The following is a 24,751-nucleotide window of genomic DNA, read 5'->3' as shown; positions in this document are numbered from 1 at the left end:
GTCTTTCACAGCCACGCCGCCCCGCGCATCCCGCTTTCCGCCCCGTGCCGGGCCCGGACGAAACGGGTGCGCAAGGAACCGGACAGGGCATACCGCCCCCATCCCCCCATGACGGCCTCTTCCAGGCCGGGCAGCCCGCTCAGGCCCCCGCCGGCCACGATGACATCGGGGTCCAGCACCTGCACCAGCGTCACCAGCGCGCGGGCCAGCGCGTCGGCGTGACGCTCCAGGGTCAGGGCCGCCGCCGCGTCGCCGGACACGGCCCGCGCGGCGATGGCCGGCGGTTCCAGATCCTGGCCGGTGTGGTGGGCGTGCAGGGCCGACAGGCCGGCGCCGCTCAGCACGGTTTCGATGCAGCCCATCCGCCCGCAGCCGCAGCGCAGGGGGGGACCGTCGGCCTCCCCCCGCCACGGCAAGGGCAGATGGCCCCATTCGCCGGCCAGCGCGTTGGCCCCGGCGCGGATGCGCCCGTCCACCACCAGACCGCCGCCGACCCCGGTGCCCAGGATGACGCCATAGACCACCGCAGCCCCCGCCGCCGCCCCGTCCACCGATTCCGACAGGGTGAAGCAATCGCCGTCGTTGGCCATGGCCACCGGGCGGCCCAGCACCACGGCCAGATCGGCGGCCAGCGGATGCCCGTCCAGCCAGGGCAGGTTGACCGCCCGCACCCGGCCCGCCGCCCCGTCCACCACGCCGGGCAGGCACAGCCCGACCCGTTCGGCGCGTTTCCCGGCGGCCTGCTCCACCTCGGCCACCACATGGGCCAGGGCCGACAGGGTGCCGGCGTAGCCGGTGGGGGTGAAGGTGCGGGCGCGGGCCCGTTCCGCCCCGTCCGCGGACGGGCCGCCGGAGCCGCCGTCCGGCGGGGCGTCGAGGGCGATGGCGGCGATCTTGGTACCGCCCAGGTCGATTCCAATGCGCATGGGACTGATCGGGGATCACGAAAGCAAGGGGCGGGCCATCCCGCCTCGCCGCACGCTATACCGCGGGCGGGGGCGGAGGCTAGTCCCCCTGCCCTATCCCACCCCTTCTTCCCGTCCGTAAGAGGCGTGCGGCCCCACCTTCTGCGCCGCCACGGCGGTTGCGCGGGCGGGATAGGATCGGTGCGGTCCCCGTTCCCCACCGGGATGAAAGAGGATTCGACGCCGATGGAACGCAACGCCCGCCGCGCCCGCAGCACCACCGCCCCCGGCCCCGCCTTTCCCCCGCCGGCCCGCAGCCTGGCGCCGCCGGAACAGGCGGTGCTCGACGGGCTGCTGCTGGCTCTGCTGGGACGCCGCCGGCTCTTGGTGCTGACCGGCGGGGCCGGCGTGCGCCCCGGTGTCGCCGGGGCCGCCGCCGCCCGCGCCGCCGCCGACGGCGCGCTGGTCCTGGCCGCCGTCGCCCGCCCCGGCGCGGATGTGGAGGATCTGATCCGCCAGGGCGGGGCCGCCGCCTTCGCCCCCGGTGCCGCACCGGAGGATTTCGAAACGCTGGTGGCAACCCTCGACGAGCGGCTGGATTTCGCCGGGAGCGGCGTGCTGGCCGTGGAGGCGGCGCACCACCTGTCCCCCGCCACCCTGGCCGACCTGATGGACCTGAGCCGGGAGGAAACCGCCCATGGCCGGTTCCTGCAAATCCTGCTGAGCGGCGATGGGGAGCTTGAGCGCACCCTGTCCCGCCCCGGCCTCGACCGCGCCGTGCGCGACCTGGGCGTGGTCTACCGGCTGGACGGCCCCGCCCCGGCCCCCCGCCCCACCGCCACGGCCCGGCCCCCGGCCCCTCTGCGGGATGAGGACGATGGCGCCGGGCCGCCGGTTCCCCAGACGGCGGTTTCCGAACCGATGGTGTTTCCCACCGTCACACCGCTGGAACGCGGCGGCCGCTCGCCCGTGGGGGCGTGGATCACCGGCTTCGTCCTGCTGGCCGCCGCCGGCACCGGCCTTGCCCTGTCCCTGCCCGATGGGCCGTGGAAGGACCGGGTGAGCGCTGCCGCCGCAACCGCAACGGCCACCGCCGGAGCCTGGATGCAAGAGGCCCAGGCCCGCGTGTCGGCCCTGTGGGAACCCGTGGTGGACGAAAACCGCATGGTGGCGCTGGCCGTCCCCGAGACCCCGGCCCCGCCCGCCGTTGCCCCGGCGCCCCTTTCCCCGGCGCCCCTTCCCCCGACGCCTATGGCCGCACCCGTTCACCCCACCGTGCCGGCCGGCCCGCCGCCCGCGCTGCCCCCGACGGCGGCGGCCCCGCCCGCTGCCCTGCCGCACGCCGTGCCACCCGCGGCCACCGCCGCCCCCACGGTGCTGCCAGACCCGCCGCCCCCGGTGCCGACGGCCGACCCGGCCCGGCTTCAGCGGCTCCAGGCGCTGGAGGAGGTGGCGCGGCAGCAGATGGCGGCCAAGCGGCTGACCACCCCGCCGGGCGACAACGCGCTGGAAACCGTGCATCAGATGCAGGCGGAAGTCCCCGACGCCCCGGCGGTGCGGGAATTGCTGGAGGCCATGGCCGACACCTACCGCCGCTGGGGCCTGCTGGCCGAGCGCACCGGCAATGCGGAGGATGCCCGCCGTTTCTACGAACGGGGCCTGCGGGTGCTGCCGGGCGAACCCACCCTGACCGGTCTGCTGCGCTCGGTGGAGGAGCGGGGCGCCCGCCCCGCCGCCGCGTCCGCCGATCAGCGCAGCGACGCCGCGGCGCTGATGACCGCCGCCCCGCCGGCCCACCGGGTGAACGGCAGCGATTACGGGCGGCTCTGGCCCTGAGCGGCCACGGACGGGGCGATGGCGGACAGCGGCTCGGCGCTGGATTCCAGGAGCGCCAGCAGCCCGGCCAGCAGCAGCCGCGGCGGCGGCGGACAGCCGGGCAGTTTCAGGTCCACCGGAATGACGCTTTCCACCGGCCCGGCACAGGCATAGGAGCCGGCGAACACCCCGCCCGTGCAGGCGCAATCACCGCACGCCACCACCCATTTGGGATCGGGTGTGGCGTCCCACGTGCGGCGCAGCGCCTCGGCCATGTTCTTCGTCACCGGGCCGGTGACCAGCAGCACGTCGGCATGACGGGGGGATGCCACGAAGCGGATGCCGTAGCGCTCCAGATCATAGACGGGGTTGTTCAGCGCGTGGATTTCCAGCTCGCACCCGTTGCACGAGCCGGCGTCCACCGCACGGATCGACAGGCTGCGGCCCAGCCGTCGGTGGGCCGCCGCGTCCAGCCGCCCGGCCAGTTCCGCGTCGCACAGTTGCGCCAGCGCGCCGGTGTCCAGCGGGGGCGGGGCGGCGGTCACCGGGCCGCCGGTCAGCGCCGTCCAGATGTGCTTGAGCATGTCCCGTCCCCCGTCAGAGATCGTGGCCGGAATAGGAGCCGTTGAAGGATTTGTTGCACAAGGGGAAATCGGCAACGATGTTCCCCTCGATGGCCGCCTCCAGCAGCGGCCATTGGAACCACGACGGGTCGCGCGGGTGGCAGCGGGCCACCGTGCCATCGTCCGCCAGCCGCACCCAGGTCATGATCTCACCGCGGAAGGATTCCACCAGCGCCATCCCTTCGCCGCCCTGGGCCGGCAGGTCCAGCCGGGGCAGCGGCGTGGCGCCGTGGCTGTCGCGCGGCACGCCGGGCATGCGGCGGATCATCTGTTCCACCAGCGACAGGCTCTGTTCCACCTCGCGGATGCGCACCCACACCCGCGCGTTGACGTCGCCGGCGGTCAGCACCGGGATTTCGAAATCGAGATCGTCATAGGGCGCATAGCCCGGCGAGCGCCGCGCGTCCTGCCCCCGGCCCGCCGCCCGCCCCACGTGGCCGCCGGCCCCGAAGCGGTTGACCAGCCCGATGGACACGGTGCCGGTGCCCACCGTGCGGTCCTGCAGCGAGGCCGAGGATTCATACACCGCCACCAGCGGCGGGAAGCGGCGGCGCACCTCGGCCACCAGATCCAGGATGCGTTTGCCGCCGCCGTCGGGCAGGTCCACCGCCACCCCGCCGGGGACCACCCGGTCCATCAGCAGCCGGTGGCCGAACACGGCGTCGTTGACCTGCAGCACCGCCTCGCGCAGCCGGCTCATCTCCGCCAGCATGAAGGCGAAGGCGGCGTCGTTGCAGATGGCGCCGATGTCGCCCAGGTGGTTGGCGATGCGCTCCAGCTCCGCCATCACGGCCCGCAGCCACACCGCCCGCGGCGGCGGGGCCACGCCCAGCGCCGCTTCCACCGCGCGGGCGAAGGCCAGGGAATGGGCCACCGTGGCGTCACCGGAGATGCGGGCGGCGATGCGCGCCGCGTCATCGGGCGTGCGCCCGGCCATCAGCCCCTCGATGCCCTTGTGCACATAGCCCAGCCGCTGTTCCAGCCGTCCCACCGTCTCGCCGTTGGCGGTGAAGCGGAAATGGCCGGGCTCGATGATGCCGGCGTGCACCGGGCCGACGGGGATCTGGTGCAGCCCCTCCCCCTCGGTGGCCAGGAAGGGATAGCGCTGGGGTTCGGCCGCCGCCGGCCCCGGTGCGGCGGCCAGCGGGCGGGTCACGCCCCATTGCCCATGGTCCAGCCAGGGCCGCGGGTCCACCGCCCCGTCGGCCACCAGCCCGAACAGGTCGCAGGCGGTGCGCTCCAGCCGGATCACCGACGGGCGCACGGCGCTGAGCGACGCGAAATGGCCGTCCGGGCACGCCAGCGACACCACCGCGACATCGCCCGACAGTTCCTCGCGCAGGGCCACATGGACCGCCGCGGGTTCGCCCCAGAATCCGACCACCGAAAGGGTGTTGCCGCCCAGCGCCTCCGACAGGGTGCGCCAGCCGCCCGGCGTGGTGCGGTAGCGGGGGAACGGGCGGTGCCCGTCCACCGGCTTGCCGATGCGGTTCATCAGGCCGAACAGGGGATCTTCACCGACATACATGCAACACCCTTTTTCTCGATCCTCAATCGCCGGCACGTGCCGGCGGGGTCGCGGCCCTTCAGCCCAACAGGGCGGCGACGGTGCGGAACCACGCCACCAGGGGTTCCGGCAGCCACACCCCCGCCACCAGCACCAGCGCCAGATGGGCGTACAGCGGCACCAGCGACCCGTGCAGCGGCACCGGCGCCCCGTCGGGCGCGCCGAACGCCATCTGCTGCACCCGCATCACCAGGGCGCCCACCGCCACCAGAATGCCCGCCACCAGCAGCAGCGCCAGCCAGGGATGCCGGGCAAAGGTGGAGGTCACCAGCAGAAACTCGCTCATGAACACGCCGAACGGCGGCATCCCGGCAATGGCCACCACCCCCAGCACCAGACCCCAGCCCAGCGCCGGGTGGCTGACCGTCAGGCCGGAGATCTTGTCGATGCGCTGGGTGCCCTTGGCCTGGGCCACGTGGCCGACGGCGTAGAAGATGGCCGATTTGGTCAGGCTGTGCATCGCCATGTGCAGCAGCCCGGCGAAGTTCGCCAGCGGCCCGCCCATCCCGAAGGCGAAGGTGATGAGGCCCATGTGCTCGATGGAGCTGTAGGCGAAGAAGCGCTTGATGTCGCGCCGCCGGTACAGCATGAACGCCGCCAGCAGCAGCGACGCCAGCCCCATGGCCGCCATCAGCGGCCCCGGCGCCATGGCCGCCCCGTTGGCGGCCAGCAGCATCTTGAACCGCAGCACGGCATAGATCGCCACGTTCAGCAGCAGCCCCGACAGCACCGCGGAAATGGGTGTCGGCCCCTCCGCGTGGGCATCGGGCAGCCACGCGTGCAGCGGCGCCAGCCCCACCTTGGTCCCGTACCCCACCAGCAGGAAGACGAAGGCCAGGTTCAGGATGTCGGGGTTGACCCGGATGATGTTGCCCATCAGGTCGGTCCAGGTCATGGCCGGCAGCCCCGGCCCCATCACCGGCTGCGCCGCCATGTACATCAGGATGGTGCCGAACAGGGCCAGCGCGATGCCGACACCGCACAGGATGAAGTATTTCCACGCCGCCTCGATGGCCGGGGCGGTGCGGTACAGGCTGACCATCAGCACGGTGGTGAGCGTGGCACCCTCGACCGCCACCCACATGACGCCCAGGTTGTTGGCCGACAGCGCCAGCAGCATGGTGAAGACGAACGCCTGATACATGGCGTGGTAGAAGCGCAGGTTCAGCGCCTTCAGCCGCCCCGTCTCCACCTCGTGCCGGATGTAGGTGGCGGAGAACAGCGCCGTGGTCAGCGACACGAAGCAGGTCAGCACCACGAGGTAGATGTTGAAGGCATCCACCATGAACAGCCACCCCGCCCCGGTGTCGCCGGCGAACAGCCCCAGCGACACCAGAAACGTCACCGCCGCCGCCGCCACGTTGGCCCACGCCGCCACCCGCCACGACGGGATCAGCGCCAGCACCCCGGCGGACAGGGCCGGCAAAGCCACGATGACGGCGATCAGGTTCACTGGCTTTCCCCGCGGAAGGTTTCGATCTTGTGCACATCCAGCGTGTCGAACCGCTCGCGGATGTGGAACAGGAAGATCCCGAAGACGATGAAGGCGACCATCACCGAAAAGGCGATGGACATCTCGACGATCATGGGCATCCCGGCCACGCCGATGGCCGCCAGGATCAGCCCGTTCTCGATGGACATGAAGCCCACCACCTGGCTGACCGCGTTGCGGCGGGAGATCATCATCAGCAGGCCCAGCAGCACCACCGACAGCGACAGCGCCAGATCCTCGCGCGTCAGCGCCGTGGCGTCCTCGGTCACCGGCATCACCAGCAGGATCGACAGCGTGACCAGCGACACCCCCGCCACCATGGTCAGCCCGATGGACAGGGCCGGTTCGATGGTGCGCTCGATGTTCAGCCTGGCCACGATGCGCCGCAGCGCCACCGGCATCACCACCGCCTTCAGCACCAGCGTCAGGGCGGCGGTGATGAACAGGTGGTGGGAATGCTGGGCATACCCCTGCCACGCCGCCGCCGCCGCCAGCGCCAGCGCCTGGAGCGTGAAGGCGTTGAGCAGCGCCGACAGCCGCCGCTGGTACAGCAGCGCGAAGCTCATCATCAAAACCAGCGCGCCCAGCAGGTGGGCGGCGTCATAGCCAAGGTTGCTCACCCCTAAACCCCCCGCGACACGAACAGGAAAATCGCCCCCAGGATGCCCAGCAGCAGCGCGCCGCCGAGGAAATCGCCGACGCGGAACACGCGCATCTTGGCAATCGACGTCTCGAACACCGCCAGGGCCGCCCCGCCCACCGCCATCTTGGCGGTAAAGGTCACCAGCCCCCACAGCGCCCAGCCGACGCCGTCGCCGGGATGGGCCATGCCCCAGGGCAGGAAGATGCAGGCGATCAGCGCCATGTAGAGCAGCAGCTTGAGCATCGCCGCCCCCTCCACCAGCGCCAGATGGCGGCCGGAATATTCCAGCACCATCGCCTCGTGCACCATGGTCAGCTCCAGATGCGTGGCGGGGTTGTCGATGGGGATGCGGGCGTTCTCGGCAATCGCCACCATGATCAGCGCGATCAGCGCCAGCGCCAGCGACACCCGCAGCCCCACGGTGCCCGACACCATGAAGTCGGCGATCTCGGCCAGCGAGGTGGTGCCCACCAGGATGGCGACCGAGAACACGATCATCAGCATGGCCGGCTCGGCAAAGGCGGCGATCATCATCTCCCGCGACGAGCCGATGCCGCCGAAGCTGGTGCCCACGTCCATCCCCGCCAGCGCCAGGAAGAACCGCGCGCTGCCCAAGAGCGCCACCAATGCTATCAGGTCCGCCGACGGCGCCAGCGCCAGATGGGAGGTGAAGGCCGGCACCAGCCCCGCCGCCACCCAGATGGCGGTGAAGATCATGTAGGGCGAGGCGCGGAACAGCCACGATGCGTTGTGGGCCAGCACCACATCCTTGCGCAGCAGCCGCAGGATGTCGCGGTAGGGCTGGAACGGCGAGGCGCCGCGGCGGGCCAGCAGCCGGCTTTTCACCCAGCGGACCCAGCCGGTCAGCAGCGGCGCCAGCGCCAGCACCAGCGCCAGTTGCACCACCTGCCACAGGACGGCAAGAAGAAGGGATGTCATCGCGCCACCTTATCCCCCTCTCCCCCTCGGGGAGAGGGCCGGGGTGAGGGCCGGTTTTCGCGCGCCAGCCCGAAAACCGAGCCGCCAGGCTCTCCAAGCATCAGATTTGGGAGGGCTGCGGGAGAGGAGAGGCCCGCGGCGTTCGGTCTATGCATCGCCTCTCCCCTCAATGCCATTGCTGGATCGCGGCGACGAGCACCAGCAACGCCACCAGCGCGAAGAACATCAAGGACAGGTACTGCCGGATGGTCAGGAACTGGATCTCGTCGATGGCGTCCGCCGCCCGGTTGACCAGCCGCACCAGCGGGTCGGCCAGCCATGCCCACGCCGGGTCGATCATGCGCACGGTCAGCCGCGCCGGGCGCACGTCGCCCGGTTCCGGCATCTCCACCGTGTCGCGCGCCCGGAACACCGTGGCGCCGAAGGCGCGGCGGATCGGCTGGCCGAAGCTGGAGGGCGTGTATTGGGTGACACCCGCCGGGTCCGGCTCGGTGAAGCCGCAGCCCCAGGGGATGGAGCGGCGCACCCGGTCCGACGCCCAGCGGTGAATGCCCAGCCCCAGCACCGCCGACACCGCGGCAATCGCCACCAGGAACACCAGCCCGTTGTAGGAATTGCCCACGGCAGAGGTCGGCGCCAGCCAGAACCACGGCTGGTAGGCCCGCCCGTCGAACGGCCCGGCCTCCACCAGCAGGCGGGCCGCCGGCTCCACCAGCCGCAGAAGCGGCGTGGGCATCACGCCCAGGACCACGCACAGCAGCGCCGGCACCGCCATGGCCCAGCGCATGGCCCAATTGACCTCACGCGCCGTCTCCATGGCCGGCGAGCGCGCCCGGCCCAGGAACGCGGTGCCATAGGCGCGCACGAAGCACGCCCCGGCCAGCGCCGCCGCCAGCGCCACCGCCGCCCCCACCACCGCGATCAGGATCTTCAGGATCCACTGCGGCAGGGTCGGGCCGTTCAGGATGGCCTGGAACAGCAGCCATTCGCCGACGAACCCGTTCAGCGGCGGCAGCGAGGAAATGGCCGCCGCCCCCACCAGCATCAGGAACGCCGTGACCGGCATGGTGTGGATCAGCCCGCCCATGCGCCCCAGGTCGCGGCTGCCGGTGGCCGACAGCACGGCACCGGCGCCGAAGAACAGCAGGCTCTTGAACAGGCTGTGGTTGACGATGTGCAGCAGTGCCGCCGACAGGGCGAGTGCGGCGATCACCGGCACGTGCGCCGCCTTGAACACCAGCGCCATGCCCAGCGCGATGACGATGACGCCGATGTTCTCGACCGTGGAATAAGCCAGCAGCCGCTTCAGGTCATCCTGCATCAGGGCGTAGAGGATGCCCATCACCGCGGTGACGGCCCCGGTGACCAGCATGGCCCCGCCCCACCACCACACCGGCTCGCCGATCAGGTCAAAGGTGACGCGGATGATGGCGTAGACCGCCACCTTGGTCATCACCCCCGACATCAGCGCCGACACGTGGCTGGGAGCCGCCGGGTGGGCCAGCGGCAGCCAGATGTGCAGCGGCACCAGCCCGGCCTTGGACCCCGCCCCCAGCAGCACCAGCCCCACCCCCAGCGCACCGGCCAGGGCGGTGGGCACGTGGGCGCGGATGCCGGCGAAGCTGTAATCCCCGCTTCCCCCCGCCAGCAGCCCGAAGGCCAGCAGCAGGCAGGCGGTGCCGAACCCGGCCATGATGAGATAGATGCGCGCGGCCCGCCCCGTCCCCTCCTCCCGGTGGTTGGCGAGCACCAGCAGCCAGGACGCCAGCGACATGAATTCCCACGACACCAGGAAGACGAAGGCGTCGTTGGCCAGCAGCACCAGATTCATCCCCGCCAGGAACAGCGGATAAAGCGGCAGCACCGGCCCCGGTTCCGGCCCGTGGCCCGCGTGATGCGCCCGGCCATAGCCCCAGCCGTACAGGCTGGCGGTGGCACCGGTGAAGTTCACCACCATCAGGAAGAAGGCGGACAGGGCATCGGCCCGCAGATGCGCCGGCAGCCAGGGCAGCCCCAGCGGCAGCACCACCTCGTCCACGCCGCCACCGGCCAGCCGCAGCGCTGCCCAAACCGTGAGCACGGCGCACACCATCCCGGTGCCACCATAGACCAACCCGTCCCCGCCGCGCCGGCGTGCGAGCACGATGCCCGACACCGACAGGAGCAGGAGACACAGGATTGCCACGCCAGCGAAAGCCATGGCCCCAAACCGCAAAAAATGAAGGTGGAATAAGTAAGGAACGTTCCGCGCACGGATGCAAGCGAAAACCGCAACGCTCCCGCTGCGGCGCTTTTTCCGGCCCCGCGGATGGGAGGCGGCGGGACGGTGCGGGCAAAAGAAAACGGCCCTGCCAAGGGTGGCGGGGCCGTAACAAGGTGGTTCAGGGAGGAAACGGCAACGGATGTTGCGTTTCTTCGATCTTTATGCCCGCAAAAGCGCCGCAGCGCACAAAGATTCGACAGGATTGACGATCATGCCGGACATGCTCAGGCGTCAGTCATGGCCGTCATGCTCTGGGGGCATCACCGGCGGGGCGGCCCACGGCCCCAGCGGCGTGGCGGAGAATTTCAGCGGGTTGGCGACCATGGGCACGATGGTGCCGTCGGGAAGCCGGGACTCCACCACCATCCCGCGCGCCTTCACCTGGGGGTGGGCGAACACCTGGTCGATGGTGTTGATGGGGCCGCAGGGCACGCCCGCGGCTTCCAGCCCGGCGATCCATTCGTCCCGCGGGCGGGCGGCCAGCAGGGCGCGGACCAGCGGCACCAGCACCGCGCGGTTTTCCACCCGCTTCTTGTTGGTGGCGAAGCGCGGGTCGTCGGCCAGATCCTCCCGCCCCGCCACGGCGCAGAAGCGGCGGAACTGCTGGTCGTTGCCCACCGCCAGCATCAGGTGACCATCCGCAGCCGGGAACGCCTGATAGGGGCAGATGTTGGGGTGCGCGTTGCCCATACGCCCCGGTGCGGTGCCCGACACCAGAAAGTTGGCCGCCTGATTCGCCAGCATCGCCACCTGCACGTCGAGCAGGGCGAGGTCGATCCACTGCCCCTCACCCGTGCGGTCGCGGTGGGCCAAGGCCGCCAGGATGCCGGTGGCGGCGTACATGCCGGTGAACAGGTCCACCACCGCCACGCCGACCTTCATCGGCTCGGCCCCCGGTTCGCCGTCGGGCTGGCCGGTGATGCTCATCAGCCCGCCCATGGCCTGGATCATGGCGTCATAGCCGGCGCGGTCGGCGTACGGCCCGGTCTGGCCGAATCCGGTGATGGAGCAATAGACCAGATCGGGCTTGACCGCCTTCAGCGACTCGTAATCCAGCCCGTACTTGACCAGACCGCCGCGCTTGAAGTTCTCCACCACCACGTCCGCCGAGGCCGCCATCTCGCGGACGAGCCGGGCCCCCTCGGGCGTGGTGAAGTCGATGGCCACCGACCGCTTGCCGCGGTTGGCGCAGGTGAAATAGGCCGCCATCCCCGCCCGCCCCGAGTCGGGATCGGGCGCCTGGACGAAGGGCGGCCCCCAGCCGCGGGTGTCGTCGCCCAGGCCGGGGCGTTCGATCTTCACCACCTCCGCCCCCATGTCGGCGAGCGTCTGGGTGGCCCACGGCCCCGCCAGCACCCGCGACAGATCCAGAACCCGCACGTGCGACAGCGGCCCGGCCATGATTTTTCCTTTCCTGTCCTCAAGCGGCTTTCAACCAGCCGGACAATCCCCCTCTCCCCGGCGGGGGTACGCACGGCACACATCGCACAACATACTGATATAAAAATAACTTTTCATCGTCATCCCAGCGAAGGCTGGGATCCAGAAGGTGTTTCCATGGCCAACACCTCAGGCGATTCATATCGCCGCTGATCGCGGCTTACGCCTGGATTCCCGCTTCCGCGGGAATGACGATGAAATAAGATGTTTTATATCAATTGCTTAGAGATCTGCGCAGTGAGTAAACCTCCGGGGAGAGGGGGGATTGTCCGGCTCCTACCCCTTACGAAAACGCCTGAATGCCGGTCTGGGCGCGGCCCAGGATCAGGGCGTGGACGTCGTGGGTGCCTTCATAGGTGTTGACGGTCTCCAGGTTCACCATGTGGCGGATGACCTGGAATTCCTCGGAGATGCCGTTGCCGCCGTGCATGTCGCGGGCGACGCGGGCGATGTCCAGCGCCTTGCCGACATTGTTGCGCTTGATGAGCGAGATGGCTTCCGGCGACCACGAGCCGTCGTCGATCATGCGGCCCACGCGCAAGGCCGCCTGAAGCCCCAGCGCGATTTCGGTCTGCATGTCGGCCAGCTTCTTCTGGACGAGCTGGGTGGCGGCCAGCGGGCGGCCGAACTGCTTGCGGTCCAGCGTGTACTGGCGCGCGGCGTGCCAGCAGAACTCCGCCGCCCCCAGGGCACCCCAGGCGATGCCGTAGCGCGCCTTGTTCAGGCAGCCGAACGGCCCGCCCAGGCCCGACACATTGGGCAGCAGCGCGTCGTCGGGGACGAAGGCGTCGTCCAGCACGATTTCACCCGTGACCGAGGCGCGCAGGCTGATCTTGCCCTCGATCTTGGGCGTGGAGAAACCCTTGGTGCCGCGCTCGACCACGAAGCCCTTGATCTTGCCGTCGTGGGCGTCGGACTTGGCCCACACCACGGCCAGATCGGCGATGGGGCTGTTGGTGATCCACATCTTCTGACCCGTCAGGCGGTAGCCGCCGTCCACCTTGACCGCACGGGTGCGCAGGCTGCCGGGGTCGGAGCCCGAATCCGGCTCGGTCAGGCCGAAGCAGCCGACCCATTCGCCGCGCGCCAGCCGGGGCAGGTACTTCTTGCGCTGCTCCTCGGTGCCATAGGCGTAGATGGGGTGCATCACCAGCGACGACTGCACCGACATGGCCGAGCGGTAGCCGGAATCCACCCGCTCCACCTCGCGCGCCACCAGACCGTACGAGACGTGGCTGACGCCCGACCCGCCGTATTCCTCGGGCAGGGTGGCGCCCAGCAGGCCCAGCTCGCCCATTTCCGCCATGATGGCGCGGTCGAAATACTCCTCGCGGAAGGCGGCGACGACGCGGGTCTGCAGCTTGTCCTGGCAGTAGGACCGGGCGCTGTCGCGGATCAGCTTTTCATCGTCGGTGAGCTGGCTGTCGAGCAGGAAGGGATCGTCCCAGGTCATCGGCTGCACGGCGCGTCTCCTCAAAAATCGGGCGGTTTCTTGGCGTCTATCCGGCGGGCAGAGTGCCGAAAGCCGCCCATGATGACAAAGCGATCTTTTCTATCGCAGCCATAACGATCCGTTATAGGATGGCGTCCATGGACATCCGCCAGCTCCGCTATTTCCTGGGCATCATCGAATGCGGGTCGCTGTCGCGCGCCGCGGCCACGCTGCGGGTGGCGCAGCCCGCACTCAGCCTGCATCTGAAACGGCTGGAGGAGGAATTGGGCTGCGCCCTGGTGCTGCGCACCGCCCGCGGGGTGGTGCCCACCGACAGCGGGCGGCGGCTGGCCGAACGGGCGGCGGGGGTGGTGGCGTCACTCGACTCCCTGCGCGACGAGGTGCGGGGGATCGAGGCGGCCCCCAGCGGCCCGGCGGTGATCGGCATCCCCACCTCGCTGGGCAGCGTGCTGACGGTGCCGCTGGCCCTGGCCGTGCGCCGCCGTCACCCCGGCGTGCGGCTGCGGGTGGTGGAGGGGCTGTCGGGCCACATGCTGGAATGGGTGCGGTCGGGTGACGTGGACATGGCGCTGATCTTCGGCGCCGACCGCATGGAGGGGCTGGAGACGGTGGCGGTGGCGCGGGAGGGGCTGACCCTGACCGCCCCCCAGGGCGACCCGCTGATGGCGGAGCGCACGCCCATTCCCTTCGGCACCGTGCTGGGCCTGCCGCTGATCCTGCCGGGCCGTCCCCACGGCGTGCGGGAGGAGGTGGAGCGCGCCGCCCTGCTGCTGGACCGCACGCCGGACGTGGTGATGGAGATCGACGCGCTGGACCAGATCAAGGCGCTGGTGGCCGAGGGTGCCGGCTACACCGTCCTGTCGGAACGGGTGGCGCGCGGCGGGGCGGCGGCGGCACGGCTGGCCTTCCGCCCCATCGGCGAACCGGCCATCGAGCGCACCATCCTGATGGCCCACGCCGCCGGGCGCCCGCTGTCCGCCGCCGCCCGCGCGGTGCGCACGCTGGCGCTGGACCTGCTGGACGGCATGATCCGCGACGGGCGGTGGGCCGCATGATCGTCTCGGCCAGCTACCGCACCGACATCCCGGCCTTTTACGGGGACTGGTTCGTCAACCGGCTGCGCGCCGGCTACGCCCGCACGGTCAACCCGTACGGCGGGCCACATGGGCGGGTGGACCTGACCCCGGCGGCGGTGGACGGGTTCGTGTTCTGGACCCGCAACCTCGGCCCCTTCGCCGCCGGGCTGGCGGCGGTGGAGGCTCTGGGCATCCCGTATACGGTGCAATTCACCGCCACCGCCCTGCCCCGGCCCCTGGAACGCTCGGTCATCGGGTGGGAGACGGCGGTGGCGCAGATGCGGGACGTGGCCCGCCGCCGCGGCCCGCGGGCGGTGGTGTGGCGCTGCGACCCCATCGTGCTGACCGGCCTGACCCCGCCGGACTGGCACCGCCACACCTTTGCCCGGCTGGCCGCGGCGCTGCGCGGCGTGACCGACGAGGTGACGGTGTCGTTCCTGGAACCCTACCGCAAGACCACCCGCAACCTGGACCGCGCGGCGGCCAGCGCCGGTTTCACCTGGACCACCGCGGGGGAGGACGACAAGCGGGCGCTGCTGGGCGATCTGGCCGCCACCGCCGCGGATCACGGCATGGCGCTGACGCTGTGCACCCAGCCGGCGCTGGACGGGGTGGCGGGCACCGCACCCGCCCGCTGCGTGGACGCCGCCCGCCTGTCCGACGTGGCCGGACGCCCCATCGCCGCCCGGACCAAGGGCAACCGCCCGGGGTGCCTGTGCGCCGAAAGCCGCGACATCGGTGCCTATGACACCTGCCCCCACGGCTGCGTCTATTGCTACGCGGTGCGCGGGCGGGATGCGGCTCTCCGCCGGTATCAGGGGCACGACCCGGCGGGGGAATTCCTGGCGGGGCCGGGCTCGTGAAGAAAAGAAAACGCCATGCAATAACAAACGCAGCAATTATCTTTATAAATACATCCGTACTTTAAAAACTTTCTTGACTCCGCACGAGAGCGTTCTTAGCATTTTCTCAAAAATAATAAGCAATCGCACGGAAAATACAGGCCATTTGATGAAGTATGTATTCATTACGCCTCTCACGGGCGTGATGTGCTGCTCGTTGTTCTGATTTTCATCCATTCCCATCATGGAAAGACGCGGCACCATGCGGAAGATGCCTTCCCTTACCCTTGCCTCGGCGGTGCTGGGGCTGACCGCCCTGTCCGGCACCCCGGCTCTGGCCCAGGACGTCACCAACCAATGCTTTGAGGTCACACCGATCAGCGGCACCAAATTCGTCGCCCTGGGCGACGTGTTCCGCCAGGGCCTTCTGAACCTGACACAGAGGAAATGGGGGGAGGCGGGGGCCGTGACCCCGGTGGCGCCGGGCGGAACGCCCAAGCGCTGCACCGGCACCGTTGCCGGCCTGCCCACCGCCGCGCCGACCAGCGCCAATTATTACGGGCAGGTCAACACCAAACTGAAATACCTGCGGATGGCGGCCATGCGGTGTGACGGCACCGCCCCCACCGATAAGTATTTCTCGATTGGCAACGCCATCTATTACCGCAACTGCAACGCTGGCGCCCAGGTGGGCTATATCTATTTCTGGGGGCTGGAGACCGGCAACAGCAGCACCTGCTTCGGGTCCACCTATCCTGAAATGTTCGCCATCGCCAACAGCCCGGCGGTGACCGTGGCGCGGATGGCCGCCACCTACAGCGGCACCACCCCGTCCATGGCGAGCCAGTCCGACTATGCGCTGGGCAACGCCATGGCCGCGATCCAGATCGCCGAATCCATGCGCGACTGGCTGGTCTACCCGCAGAACTACATGCTGATCGAACAGAGCACGGACCCGGTGCGCGTGATCGGCGGGCGCTGCCCGGCCAACACTCCCGCCGGCACCTGCCAAAACACCGCGGCCACCCAAAACGGCCTGCACCCGCTGGCCTGGGGCGGGGCACAGGCGGCGATGATGACCGGCGGGTGGGGCGCCAACAACGGCGCCACCAGCGCGTACGGCATCCAGTTCGAAGCGCGGGCCACCGTCACCTGGCTCAGCTTCAAGAAACGGGTGACCGCCGTGGACCGCGGGCGCTGCCCCACCACCCAGAACTGGGGCAACCTGACGCAAACGCAGCAAGGCGCGCTGAACGCCATCTTCGAGCCCATCTTCCAGCAATGATGCCGAAGCGGGGGGGCGGACGCCGCCCCCCGTTGACAAACGGCGGCCCGGCGGGCGGACTCCAAACCCCGATCATCCCCATCCCGGAGGCCGCCCCATGACCGCCATCGCCCACCTGCCCCTGCGCCGCGCCATCATCGAGACGGGGCAGGCCATGAACCGGCTGGGCATCAACCAGGGGGCCTCGGGCAATCTGTCGGTGCGGGCGGGGGACGGGTTCCTCATCACCCCGTCCAGCCTGCCCTATGACGAGATGCAGGTGGAAGACGTGGTGGAAATGGCCTTTGACGGGTCGTGGAGCGGGGACCGCCGGCCCTCGTCGGAATGGCGGTTCCACCGCGACATCCTGGCCGCCCGCCGGGATGTGGAGGCGGTGGTCCACGCCCACCCCACCTTCTGCACCGTGCTGGCGGTCCACCGCAAACCGATCCCGCCCTTCCATTATATGGTGGCGCTGGCCGGCGGGCCGGACATCCGCTGCGGCGGTTACGCCACCTTCGGTACGCAAGCGCTGTCCGACAACGCGCTGGCAGCATTGGAGGACCGCACCGCCTGCCTGCTGGCCAACCACGGTCTGCTGGCGCTGGGCGGGTCGCTGAAAGCCGCGCTGGCCCTGGCGGTGGAGGTGGAAACCCTGGCCCGCCAGTACGTCCACGCCCTGACGCTGGGCCAGCCGGTCATCCTGCCCGACGAGGAGATCGCGCGGGTGCAGGAGAAGATGCGCCGCATGAAGTACGGCCAGAACCCCGACGAGGCGTGACCCCCCTCACGGCTACCGCTGCAAAATGGTGCGCGCGGCCCCGTCCGGCTGCTCCCACCCGGCGCGCTGAAGCTCGGGCCGGTCGGATTCCACCTCGGGATAGCCGATGCACAGATAGGCGATCAGCGACCACCCCGCCGGCACGTCCAGGGCATGGGTGACGGCCTCGGGATCGAGGATCGACACCCAGCCGACGCCGATCCCCTCCACCCTTGCGGCCAGCCACAGGGTGTGGACCGCCAGCACGGCGGAATAGCGCAGGGTCTCGGGCATGGTCCGCCGCCCCAGGCCGCGGCCCACGCCCGTCACCTCGTCGGCGAAGACGGCGATCTGCAAGGGTGCGCGGTCCATCCCCTCCAGCTTCAGTTGGGCATAGAGGCGGCGGCGCTCGTCGTCGTAGCTTTCCAGCGCCGCGCGGTTGCAGGCCAGGAAGCTGTCCCGCACCGCCGCCCGCCGGTCGGGGTGGTCCACCCGCACGAACCGCCACGGCTGGCAGAACCCCACCGACGGGGCCAGGGCCGCCGCCTCCACCAGCCGTTCGGCGGTGCCGGGCGGCAGCGGATCGGTGCGGAACCGCCGCACGTCGCGGCGCCAGCGCAGCAGGCTGGCGAAACGCGCGCGGAAATCCCCATCGAAACGGGGCGGCCCGCCCGTATCCGCGCCGGCCCCCACGTCTGCAACATCGTCCATGGCGGTACCCCTTCCGGTGAGATGATCGGCGCCCGAGATTTCCCCGCCGGCCCCCTGCCTGTCAAACCCCGTGCCGTGTTCCCATCCTTATGGAAAAGGGTACAGGAGGACGCCATGGCCGCCACCGCCCCCCCGCCGGGCACCCGCCCCGACTGGACCGTCGATCAGGACTGGGCCGGCTACACCGCCGCCGACCACCGGGTGTGGCAAACGCTGTACCGCCGCCAGGACGCGCTGCTGCCGGGGCGGGTGGTGCCGGAATTCCTCGACGCGCTGCACGCGCTGGCGATCTCCCCCGACTCCATCCCCGATTTCGCCCGGCTGACGGCGGTGCTGGAACCGGCCACCGGCTGGCGCATCGTGGCGGTGCCGGGGCTGGTGCCGGGGGATGTGTTCTTCGAGCATCTGGCCAGCCGCCGTTTTCCCGTGACGGTGTGGATCAGGCGGCCCGAACAGATGGATTATCTGGAGGAGCCGGACCTGTTCCACGACCTGTTCGGCCATGTGCCGCTGCTGCTGAACCCGGTGTTCGCCGATTACCTGCAACGCTATGGACAGGTGGCGCAGCGGGCCGCGCGGCGGGGGGCGCTGGATTTCATCGGGCGGCTTTATTGGTACACGGTGGAATTCGGGCTGATGGCGACACCGGCGGGGCTGCGCATCTTCGGCGCCGGCATCGTGTCGTCGGCGGGGGAATCGGTGTGGTGCCTGGACGATGCCTCCCCCAACCGCATCGGCTTCGACGCCGGGCGGGTGATGGGGACCGATTACCGCATCGACGATTATCAGGAGACCTATATGGTCATCGACAGTTTCGACCAGCTTTTCGGCAGCATCGCCGGAGATCTGACGCCGCTGTTCGAAACGCTGAAGACGCACGCCCCCCTGCCCGCCGGAACGGTCCTGCCCACCGACCGGGTGTTCCACCGCGGCACCGGGGATTACCACCGGGCCAGGCGGGGGAAAGCCCTGCTTCGCAACACTCAAGTATCGTCAGGAAGGGAATAGCGCCGGACATGCAAAACCTCCTCATGCAGCGTGATTTCCAAGACCTGATTCACAAGATCGCTGCCATCGGCCAACTCTTCCAATGCCTGCTCGAACAGCTCGATCTGCATATCCAAATTCATGCCGGGCGGCCCGTTGAGGCAGATCAGCCCGGCATGGATGGCAACGTCGGCATATTGGCCCTTTGCCCCCGGCCTGTCCGCCGGGCCGCGGAAATCCACCGCGTTCTTGGTGACGAAGGTCCAATCGCCATCAAGAATGAAGGGCTTGAGTTCCCAATCCTTCCATCCGGCACATCCCAGCCAGACCACATGAGAGGCCCCGCCATACCCCTCGGCTTGGGCCAGCTTCGCCAGGGCCGGGCTGAGGCATTCGTCGATCAGGAACTTCATCCGGCTTTCCTGCGGCGCGCCACCCGGCGGTCGGTGACGATGACGGCCCCGGCGGGCAGCCCCTCGGCGGCTCTGGGCCGCCCCCGCACGGGGTTCGCTTCGGCGTAGAACATGGCAAGCTCGACCGTGGCGGTATCCAACGAGGGGTATGCCGCCAGGATCTGGTCCATGGAAAGCCCCGCGGCAACCGACGCTGCCACATCGTGAACGGGAACGCGCGTGCCCCGGATGACGGGCGTGCCGCCCAGAATGCCCGGATCGGACACGGCCAGGGCACGGGCGGCGGCCAGCCGGTCCAGGCGTTCGGTCGTGCGCTCGATGAAGGGTGCCAGATCGATCGTCAGGAAACCGTCCCGCACGGTCCAATCCTCATCCCGAAGAGACGCAAGGGCACGGGCCTGGAACCCGCGCAGGCGCCCGCCAGCCTCCCGGATGGTGAACAAACGCTCCTCGGCGGTCAGGCGCCGGGCGCTGTCCACATAAAAGGCGATGAGCGGACAGGCCATGGCGGCGACATGGCGGCCATCGTCGAGCGAGAAGAAATCATCCGGCAGAATGTGTTCATCGATGGCCCGGTTGACATCCCGCACCGGCACGCGGGCAACGACGGCGGCCTCAGCCGGTCTCAGCAATTCCGCAGTCAACCCCATGACAGTCCCCAGCATAAATCTTCCGACAGATCGGAAGATATGCCGCGACGGGCTGGACTTCAAGACGGGGCGCAGCACCGGGTTCGGCAAACGCCGAAACGGCCACGGGCCGCTTGACGATCTCAAGCGGCCCGTTGGCAGTCGAATTTTGGGACGATGGAGCGGGCGAAGGGATTCGAACCCTCGACCCCAACCTTGGCAAGGTTGTGCTCTACCCCTGAGCTACGCCCGCGTTCATCACGCGTCCATCGTGTCACACCGTCTTTTCGCAGTCGCCTCTCTTTCGAGAGACTGGAGCGGGCGAAGGGATTCGAACCCTCGACCCCAACCTTGGCAAGGTTGTGCTCTACCCCTGAGCTACGCCCGCGCTCCGCTGCGAACCATCCTTCCCGGTGCCGAACCTGGCGAACTCACTGAGTTTCTTCAGTTTTGTCCGTCGTTTCGTTCAGCGCCCCGTTCCGTCCGGCGGCGTGGGGCGGACTATACTCATCGCGAAAAACGATGCAAGCACATTTTTCGTTTTTTTTTGAGCGGCTGGACGGCCCTCCCGCGGCACGGTAAAACGGCGGGTATGGACACACCGCCACTCACCGATTGCGGGCCTCCGCCCACATCCCCCGACGCGCTGCTGGCGCGGCTGACGGCGCTGGGGATCGGCCACGTCACCCACCATCACGCCCCCGCCTTCACGGTGGAGGAAAGCCGGGCCCACCGCGGCGACCTGCCCGGCGGCCATTGCAAGAACCTGTTCCTGAAGGACAAGAAGGGGCAGTTCTGGCTGGTGGTGGCGCTGGAGGAGGCGCCGGTCGCGCTGAACAGCCTGGACCGGATCATCGGATCGGCCCGGCTGTCCTTCGCCTCGCCCGACCGGCTGTGGGAGCATCTGGGGGTCCGGCCCGGATCGGTGACGCCGTTCGCGCTCGTCAACGACACCGGGCGGCGGGTCAATGTGGTGCTGCAGCAGGCGATGATGGAATTCGACCCGCTGCACTATCACCCGCTGGTCAACGACCGCACCACCGCGGTGACGCCCGACGGGCTGCTGCGCTTCATCCGTGCGTGCGGACACGAGCCGCGCATCGTCGATTTCGGGCGGCCGGGAGAGGGGAAATGACGGGGGTGCGGCAGAAAGTGGCCGCCCCCGCCTCTTGTCCCGCTCCGGCGGCGCCTCATTTCTAACAACCGTCTGAAACGGAAAGCTGACGCCATGTTCCCCACGTCTCCCAACACGCCGTCCATGGCCCCCGGCGCCCCCGCCGGTGCCGGTGCGGACATCATCAAGGACGGTTCCGACCGCACGTTCATGGCCGACGTGATCCAGGCCTCGTCCGAGGTGCCGGTCATCGTCGATTTCTGGGCGCCGTGGTGCGGCCCGTGCAAGCAGCTCGGCCCCGTTCTGGAAAAGGCGGTCAAAGCCGCCAAGGGCGCGGTGCGGCTGGTCAAGATCGACACCGACAAGCACCCCATGATCGCCCAGCAGCTCCGCGTGCAGTCGATCCCCGCCGTCTACGCCTTCTTCCAGGGCCGCCCGGTGGACGCGTTCCAGGGGGCGCTGCCGGAATCGCAGGTGAAGACCTTTGTCGAGCGGCTGATCAAGCTGGCCGGCCCGGTCGATCCCGGCGCCGTGGTGGCCGAGGCGCTGGCCCAGGCCGGCGAGGCGCTGGCCGCCGGTGACACCGCCGCCGCCGCCGACACCTACAGCGCCATCCTGGAAGCCGAGCCGGAGAACGCCGCGGCCTATGCCGGCATGATCCGCTGCTTCCTGGCCATGGGCGAGACGGACCAGGCGGAGCAGATGCTGAAATCCGCCCCCGCCGCCATCGCCAAGAGCGCCGAGATCGCCGCCGTCAAGGCGTCGCTGGAGGTGGCCGAACAGGCCAAGGCCGCCGGCCCGATCCCCGAGCTGATGGAAAAGCTGGCCCACGACAAGGACGACCATCAGGCCCGCTTCGATCTGGCCATGGCGCTGTTCGCCAACAACCGCCGGGAAGCGGCGGTGGACGAGCTGCTGGAGCTGGTGCGCCGCGACCGCACGTGGAACGACGACGGCGCGCGCAAGCAGCTCGTCAAGTTCTTCGAGGTGTTCGGGCCGACCGACCCGCTGACGGTGCAGACGCGCCGCCGGCTGTCGTCGCTCCTGTTCCGTTGATGGATCGGTTCTATATTCGATGGGCATGAGCCGAAGCCCACCCGACCCGTCCACCGTCCGTCTGCCGCGCGTGCTGCCGGTGTTCCCCCTGGCGGGGGTTCTCCTGCTGCCGCGCGGGCGATTGCCGCTCAACATCTTCGAACCGCGCTATCTGGCGATGGTGGAGGATGCCATGGCCGGCGACCGCCTGATCGGCATGATCCAGCCCGCCGACCCGCAGTGCCGCAGCCGCGCGCCGGCGCTGTACCCCACCGGGTGCGCCGGGCGCATCAGCCAGTTCGAACGGACGGACGACGGACGGTTCCTGATCGTGCTGACCGGCGTCAGCCGCTTCACCATCCACCGCGAGGTGGACGGGCCGCGCGGCTATCGCCGGGTGGAGGCCGACTGGACCCGGTTCGACGGCGACGTGCAGCCGCCGGCCCCGCCGGGGCTGGACCGCAAGCGGCTGCTGGACGGGCTGAAGTCCTTCTTTCCCCTGCACGGCATGTCGGCGAGCTGGGAATCCCTGGCGTGCGCGCCGGAGGATCTGCTCATCACCTCGCTGGCGATGATCTGCCCGTTCGAGCCGTGCGAGAAACAGGCGCTGCTGGAGGCTCCCGACGCCGCCGAGCGTGGTAAGCTCTTGATCACGCTGATCGAGATGGCCATTCTCGACGGCCACACCGGTGCCGTGGGGGCCGACTGCGCCCCCCGGCGTCACTGACACCCCTTCCCTGCCGCCCCCCGCGAGGCCGTTTGCCATGAGCGCCCATTCCCCCGAGGACCGTTCCGCCGAGACTCGCCCCGCCGAGGTGAAACCCACCCAGCGCGTCGATCCCAAGCTGCTGGAAATCCTGGTCTGTCCGCTGACCAAGGGGCCGCTGCGCTATGACGCCGAGCGTGGCGAGCTGATCAGCGACCGCGCCGGGCTGGCCTATCCCATCCGCGACGGCATCCCGATCATGCTGATCGACGAGGCCCGCACCCTGGACGGCCAGGGGGGGACCAAGCGGTGAGCACCGGAGGGACGAGCGAGAACGCCGGCACCCGCCACTGGCCGACGGAAATCCGCCTGAAATCGGCGGAAAAGCGGCTGGAGATCGCGTTCGACGACGGCGCGCGCTTCGCGCTGCCGGCGGAATACCTGCGGGTGCTCAGCCCGTCGGCGGAGGTGCAGGGCCACAGCCCCGCCCAGCGCGTGACCCAGCACGGCAAGATCCACGTGGGCATCATCGGCGTGGAGCCGGTGGGCAACTATGCCGTCAAGCTGGTGTTCGACGACCTGCACGACAGCGGCATCTACACCTGGAACTACCTCTACGAACTGGGCGAGCGGCAGGACGAGCTGTGGGCCGCCTACCTCGCCGAGATCGCGGAGAAGGGGCTGACGCGGGAACCGCGCCTGCCCCGGTAACACCGTCTTACTGTCTGGGACCGACCAGGGCGAACCATCCGCCCTGCGGATCCTGGCACTGGAGAATCCAGATGCCGCCCGGCACCTGATGGGGGCCGTGGGCCACCGTGCCGCCGCCGGCCTCCACCCGCCCCTTGGCGGCGTCGATGTCGTCCACGCTGAAATAATAGAGCCACACCGGGGCCGGCACCTCCGGCGTCTTGGTCAGGATGCCGCCGCACATGGTCCCGCCCGCGGGCGCGAAGATGCGGTAGACGCCCATCGGCCCCATGTCCATGTCCTCCACCACCGTCCAGCCGAACAGGTCGGCGTAGAAGGCGAAGGCGGCCGCGCCGTCGGCGGCGTGCAGTTCGTGCCAGCCGATGTGGCCGGGGGCCATGGCCGCTTCCCCCTCCGGCGGGGCGCCGGCACATTCGGGCGCCGGACGGTAGAGCACGACGGCGGCCCCCTGCGGGTCGGCCACCACCGAGAAGCGGCCCACGGTGGGAATGTCCGCCGGATCGCGGTGGACGGTGCCGCCGGCCGCCGCCACGCGGGCGGTCATGGCGTCCACGTCGTCCACGGCGACGGACCCGATCCAGGCCGGCTGGGTCCGGTCCGGGTTGCCGGTGTCGGCCAGCGCCATCAGCCCCGCCTGGGGCACGCCGCCAGCGGTCAGCAGGGTGTACGAGAAGCCGGGATGGCCGGCGTCCTGCGCGCCCCACCCCACCACGTCGCCGTAGAAGCGCGCGGCGGCGGCGGTGTCGGTGGTCATCAGCTCGTACCAGACGAAACGGCCCTGAAGTGCGGTCATGGGATGATCTCCGGTCGGAAGGAAGCGGGTCAGGCGGTGCGGCGGTAATCGGCGGTCATGATGGTGATCCAGGCGCCGTCGGCCCCCAGCATGCGGGCGGTGAACGACCGCTGCCCCTCGGGCGTCAGGGTGATGATGTCCTGGAACCGGGTCATGGTGCCGTCGTTGGCCATGAAGTTCGGCCCTTCGGTGTCGAGCGTCAGGGTGGTGCCGCTCTCGTCCAGCGTGCCCACGTACACCCACAGGTACGCGGCCATGGAGCCGGCCCAGGTGCCGACGAAACGCCCCTTGGCGGGATCGTAGCCCAGGGTCATCTGGGTGTCCGCGACCGCGCCGTCGGGCATTTCGCCGCGCCCCTGCGCCACCACCCACAGGCTGCCCATGGGACGGACGGTTTCGGTCCAGGGCGGCGTGTTCTTCCCTTCGAAGCCGGGGCAGTCGGAGGTGTAGGTCCAATCGCCCACCAGCCGCATCAGCCAGCCGTGTTCCGGTGTCGGTTCGGTCTTCATCGTGCTCTCCCAAGCTGTCGGTGTTTTTTTGAATGCCAAGGCCTTCGGTTGATAAAACCGG

Annotated in this window: 25 protein-coding genes and 2 tRNA genes; 11 read left to right on the top strand and 16 right to left on the bottom strand. The window is 69.7% G+C overall.

The features are described from left to right. Nucleotides 1–5: 5 nt before the first annotated feature. On the bottom strand, nucleotides 6–926 hold the full coding sequence (locus M2352_RS05275; RefSeq protein WP_264663452.1) for an ROK family protein: 921 nt from the start codon (nucleotides 924–926) through the stop codon (nucleotides 6–8). Nucleotides 927–1,151: 225 nt separating this feature from the next. On the opposite strand from M2352_RS05275, the gene M2352_RS05270 reads away from it, so the two are divergent. Further along, a complete protein-coding gene (locus M2352_RS05270) occupies nucleotides 1,152–2,741 on the top strand; it encodes a hypothetical protein (protein ID WP_264663451.1) in 1,590 nt (529 codons plus the stop codon). Here the strand turns inward: M2352_RS05270 and M2352_RS05265 are convergent. From M2352_RS05265 to M2352_RS05230, 8 genes are all read right to left on the bottom strand, one after another. Beyond that, nucleotides 2,720–3,304 carry an NADH-quinone oxidoreductase subunit B family protein gene (locus M2352_RS05265; protein ID WP_264663450.1) on the bottom strand — a complete coding sequence of 195 codons (585 nt, stop codon included), beginning with the start codon at nucleotides 3,302–3,304 and terminating at the stop codon, nucleotides 2,720–2,722. The two genes, M2352_RS05270 and M2352_RS05265, sit on opposite strands and share 22 nt — an antisense overlap. A gap of 13 nt (nucleotides 3,305–3,317) precedes the next feature. Beyond that, nucleotides 3,318–4,871, bottom strand: coding sequence for a hydrogenase large subunit (locus tag M2352_RS05260; protein WP_264663449.1), 1,554 nt, complete (start codon nucleotides 4,869–4,871; stop codon nucleotides 3,318–3,320). A gap of 58 nt (nucleotides 4,872–4,929) precedes the next feature. Then, entirely contained in the window at nucleotides 4,930–6,363 is a 1,434-nt protein-coding gene (locus tag M2352_RS05255; RefSeq protein WP_264663448.1) for a hydrogenase 4 subunit F, read from the bottom strand. After that, on the bottom strand, nucleotides 6,360–7,022 hold the full coding sequence (locus M2352_RS05250) for a hydrogenase-4 component E (RefSeq protein ID WP_264663447.1): 663 nt from the start codon (nucleotides 7,020–7,022) through the stop codon (nucleotides 6,360–6,362). Before M2352_RS05250 ends, M2352_RS05255 begins: the two co-directional genes overlap by 4 nt. 2 nt (nucleotides 7,023–7,024) lie before the next feature. Continuing rightward, complete coding sequence (locus M2352_RS05245) at nucleotides 7,025–7,984, bottom strand: respiratory chain complex I subunit 1 family protein (RefSeq protein WP_264663446.1); 960 nt, start codon at nucleotides 7,982–7,984, stop codon at nucleotides 7,025–7,027. Between the two features lie 166 nt (nucleotides 7,985–8,150). Continuing rightward, entirely contained in the window at nucleotides 8,151–10,184 is a 2,034-nt protein-coding gene (gene hyfB, locus M2352_RS05240; protein WP_264663445.1) for a hydrogenase 4 subunit B, read from the bottom strand. 294 nt (nucleotides 10,185–10,478) lie between these two features. Further along, nucleotides 10,479–11,648 (bottom strand): CaiB/BaiF CoA transferase family protein, encoded by a 1,170-nt coding sequence (locus tag M2352_RS05235; RefSeq protein ID WP_264663444.1) that lies wholly within the window; start codon nucleotides 11,646–11,648, stop codon nucleotides 10,479–10,481. A 322-nt stretch (nucleotides 11,649–11,970) separates the two neighbouring features. Beyond that, on the bottom strand, nucleotides 11,971–13,140 hold the full coding sequence (locus tag M2352_RS05230; RefSeq protein WP_406567266.1) for an acyl-CoA dehydrogenase: 1,170 nt from the start codon (nucleotides 13,138–13,140) through the stop codon (nucleotides 11,971–11,973). A gap of 128 nt (nucleotides 13,141–13,268) precedes the next feature. Here M2352_RS05230 and M2352_RS05225 point away from each other — a divergent pair, with 128 nt between their 5' ends. The 4 genes from M2352_RS05225 (at nucleotide 13,269) to M2352_RS05210 (ending at nucleotide 17,103) form a co-directional block, all read left to right on the top strand. Then, nucleotides 13,269–14,195, top strand: coding sequence for a LysR family transcriptional regulator (locus tag M2352_RS05225; RefSeq protein WP_264663442.1), 927 nt, complete (start codon nucleotides 13,269–13,271; stop codon nucleotides 14,193–14,195). Then, nucleotides 14,192–15,079, top strand: a complete 888-nt coding sequence (locus M2352_RS05220; protein ID WP_264663441.1) for a DUF1848 domain-containing protein — start codon at nucleotides 14,192–14,194, stop codon at nucleotides 15,077–15,079. Before M2352_RS05225 ends, M2352_RS05220 begins: the two co-directional genes overlap by 4 nt. A gap of 250 nt (nucleotides 15,080–15,329) precedes the next feature. Then, nucleotides 15,330–16,343: a hypothetical protein gene (locus tag M2352_RS05215; RefSeq protein WP_264663440.1), complete on the top strand. Its 1,014-nt coding sequence runs from the start codon at nucleotides 15,330–15,332 to the stop codon at nucleotides 16,341–16,343. A 97-nt stretch (nucleotides 16,344–16,440) separates the two neighbouring features. After that, nucleotides 16,441–17,103, top strand: a complete 663-nt coding sequence (locus M2352_RS05210) for a class II aldolase/adducin family protein (RefSeq protein ID WP_264663439.1) — start codon at nucleotides 16,441–16,443, stop codon at nucleotides 17,101–17,103. Nucleotides 17,104–17,115: 12 nt separating this feature from the next. On the opposite strand, the gene bluB is transcribed toward M2352_RS05210, so the two are convergent. Then, nucleotides 17,116–17,793, bottom strand: coding sequence for a 5,6-dimethylbenzimidazole synthase (gene bluB, locus M2352_RS05205; RefSeq protein WP_264663438.1), 678 nt, complete (start codon nucleotides 17,791–17,793; stop codon nucleotides 17,116–17,118). A 114-nt stretch (nucleotides 17,794–17,907) separates the two neighbouring features. On the opposite strand from bluB, the gene phhA reads away from it, so the two are divergent. After that, nucleotides 17,908–18,801: a phenylalanine 4-monooxygenase gene (gene phhA, locus M2352_RS05200; RefSeq protein ID WP_264663437.1), complete on the top strand. Its 894-nt coding sequence runs from the start codon at nucleotides 17,908–17,910 to the stop codon at nucleotides 18,799–18,801. On the opposite strand, the gene M2352_RS05195 is transcribed toward phhA, so the two are convergent. From M2352_RS05195 to M2352_RS05180, 4 genes are all read right to left on the bottom strand, one after another. Then, entirely contained in the window at nucleotides 18,777–19,193 is a 417-nt protein-coding gene (locus M2352_RS05195) for a DUF5615 family PIN-like protein (RefSeq protein WP_264663436.1), read from the bottom strand. The genes phhA and M2352_RS05195 overlap by 25 nt on opposite strands. Continuing rightward, the gene (locus tag M2352_RS05190) at nucleotides 19,190–19,843 is read right to left on the bottom strand and encodes a DUF433 domain-containing protein (protein ID WP_264663435.1); all 654 of its coding nucleotides are present in this window, start codon (nucleotides 19,841–19,843) and stop codon (nucleotides 19,190–19,192) included. The genes M2352_RS05195 and M2352_RS05190 overlap by 4 nt, the downstream gene beginning before the upstream one ends. 157 nt (nucleotides 19,844–20,000) lie before the next feature. Beyond that, a tRNA-Gly gene (locus tag M2352_RS05185) sits at nucleotides 20,001–20,075 on the bottom strand. A gap of 60 nt (nucleotides 20,076–20,135) precedes the next feature. Beyond that, nucleotides 20,136–20,210 (bottom strand) — tRNA-Gly (locus tag M2352_RS05180). Between the two features lie 204 nt (nucleotides 20,211–20,414). Here M2352_RS05180 and M2352_RS05175 point away from each other — a divergent pair. From M2352_RS05175 to M2352_RS05155, 5 genes are all read left to right on the top strand, one after another. Beyond that, a complete protein-coding gene (locus tag M2352_RS05175) occupies nucleotides 20,415–20,957 on the top strand; it encodes a prolyl-tRNA synthetase associated domain-containing protein (protein WP_264663434.1) in 543 nt (180 codons plus the stop codon). 93 nt (nucleotides 20,958–21,050) lie between these two features. Beyond that, complete coding sequence (locus tag M2352_RS05170) at nucleotides 21,051–21,992, top strand: thioredoxin family protein (RefSeq protein WP_264663433.1); 942 nt, start codon at nucleotides 21,051–21,053, stop codon at nucleotides 21,990–21,992. A gap of 25 nt (nucleotides 21,993–22,017) precedes the next feature. Further along, on the top strand, nucleotides 22,018–22,698 hold the full coding sequence (locus M2352_RS05165) for an LON peptidase substrate-binding domain-containing protein (protein WP_264663432.1): 681 nt from the start codon (nucleotides 22,018–22,020) through the stop codon (nucleotides 22,696–22,698). A 37-nt stretch (nucleotides 22,699–22,735) separates the two neighbouring features. Further along, nucleotides 22,736–22,990, top strand: a complete 255-nt coding sequence (locus tag M2352_RS05160) for a Trm112 family protein (protein ID WP_264663431.1) — start codon at nucleotides 22,736–22,738, stop codon at nucleotides 22,988–22,990. Further along, nucleotides 22,987–23,388 (top strand): DUF971 domain-containing protein, encoded by a 402-nt coding sequence (locus M2352_RS05155; protein ID WP_264663430.1) that lies wholly within the window; start codon nucleotides 22,987–22,989, stop codon nucleotides 23,386–23,388. Before M2352_RS05160 ends, M2352_RS05155 begins: the two co-directional genes overlap by 4 nt. Before the next feature lie 7 nt (nucleotides 23,389–23,395). On the opposite strand, the gene M2352_RS05150 is transcribed toward M2352_RS05155, so the two are convergent. Continuing rightward, nucleotides 23,396–24,181, bottom strand: a complete 786-nt coding sequence (locus tag M2352_RS05150) for a VOC family protein (protein ID WP_264663429.1) — start codon at nucleotides 24,179–24,181, stop codon at nucleotides 23,396–23,398. A gap of 29 nt (nucleotides 24,182–24,210) precedes the next feature. Then, nucleotides 24,211–24,690 (bottom strand): DUF1579 domain-containing protein, encoded by a 480-nt coding sequence (locus tag M2352_RS05145; RefSeq protein ID WP_264663428.1) that lies wholly within the window; start codon nucleotides 24,688–24,690, stop codon nucleotides 24,211–24,213. Nucleotides 24,691–24,751: the final 61 nt, after the last annotated feature.

Origin of the sequence: Azospirillum fermentarium, from assembly GCF_025961205.1 — a bacterium.
GTDB classification, from domain to species: domain Bacteria; phylum Pseudomonadota; class Alphaproteobacteria; order Azospirillales; family Azospirillaceae; genus Azospirillum; species Azospirillum fermentarium.
The sequence above is the reverse complement of the archived record's forward strand: the minus strand, read 5'-3'. Positions and strand labels throughout refer to the sequence as shown.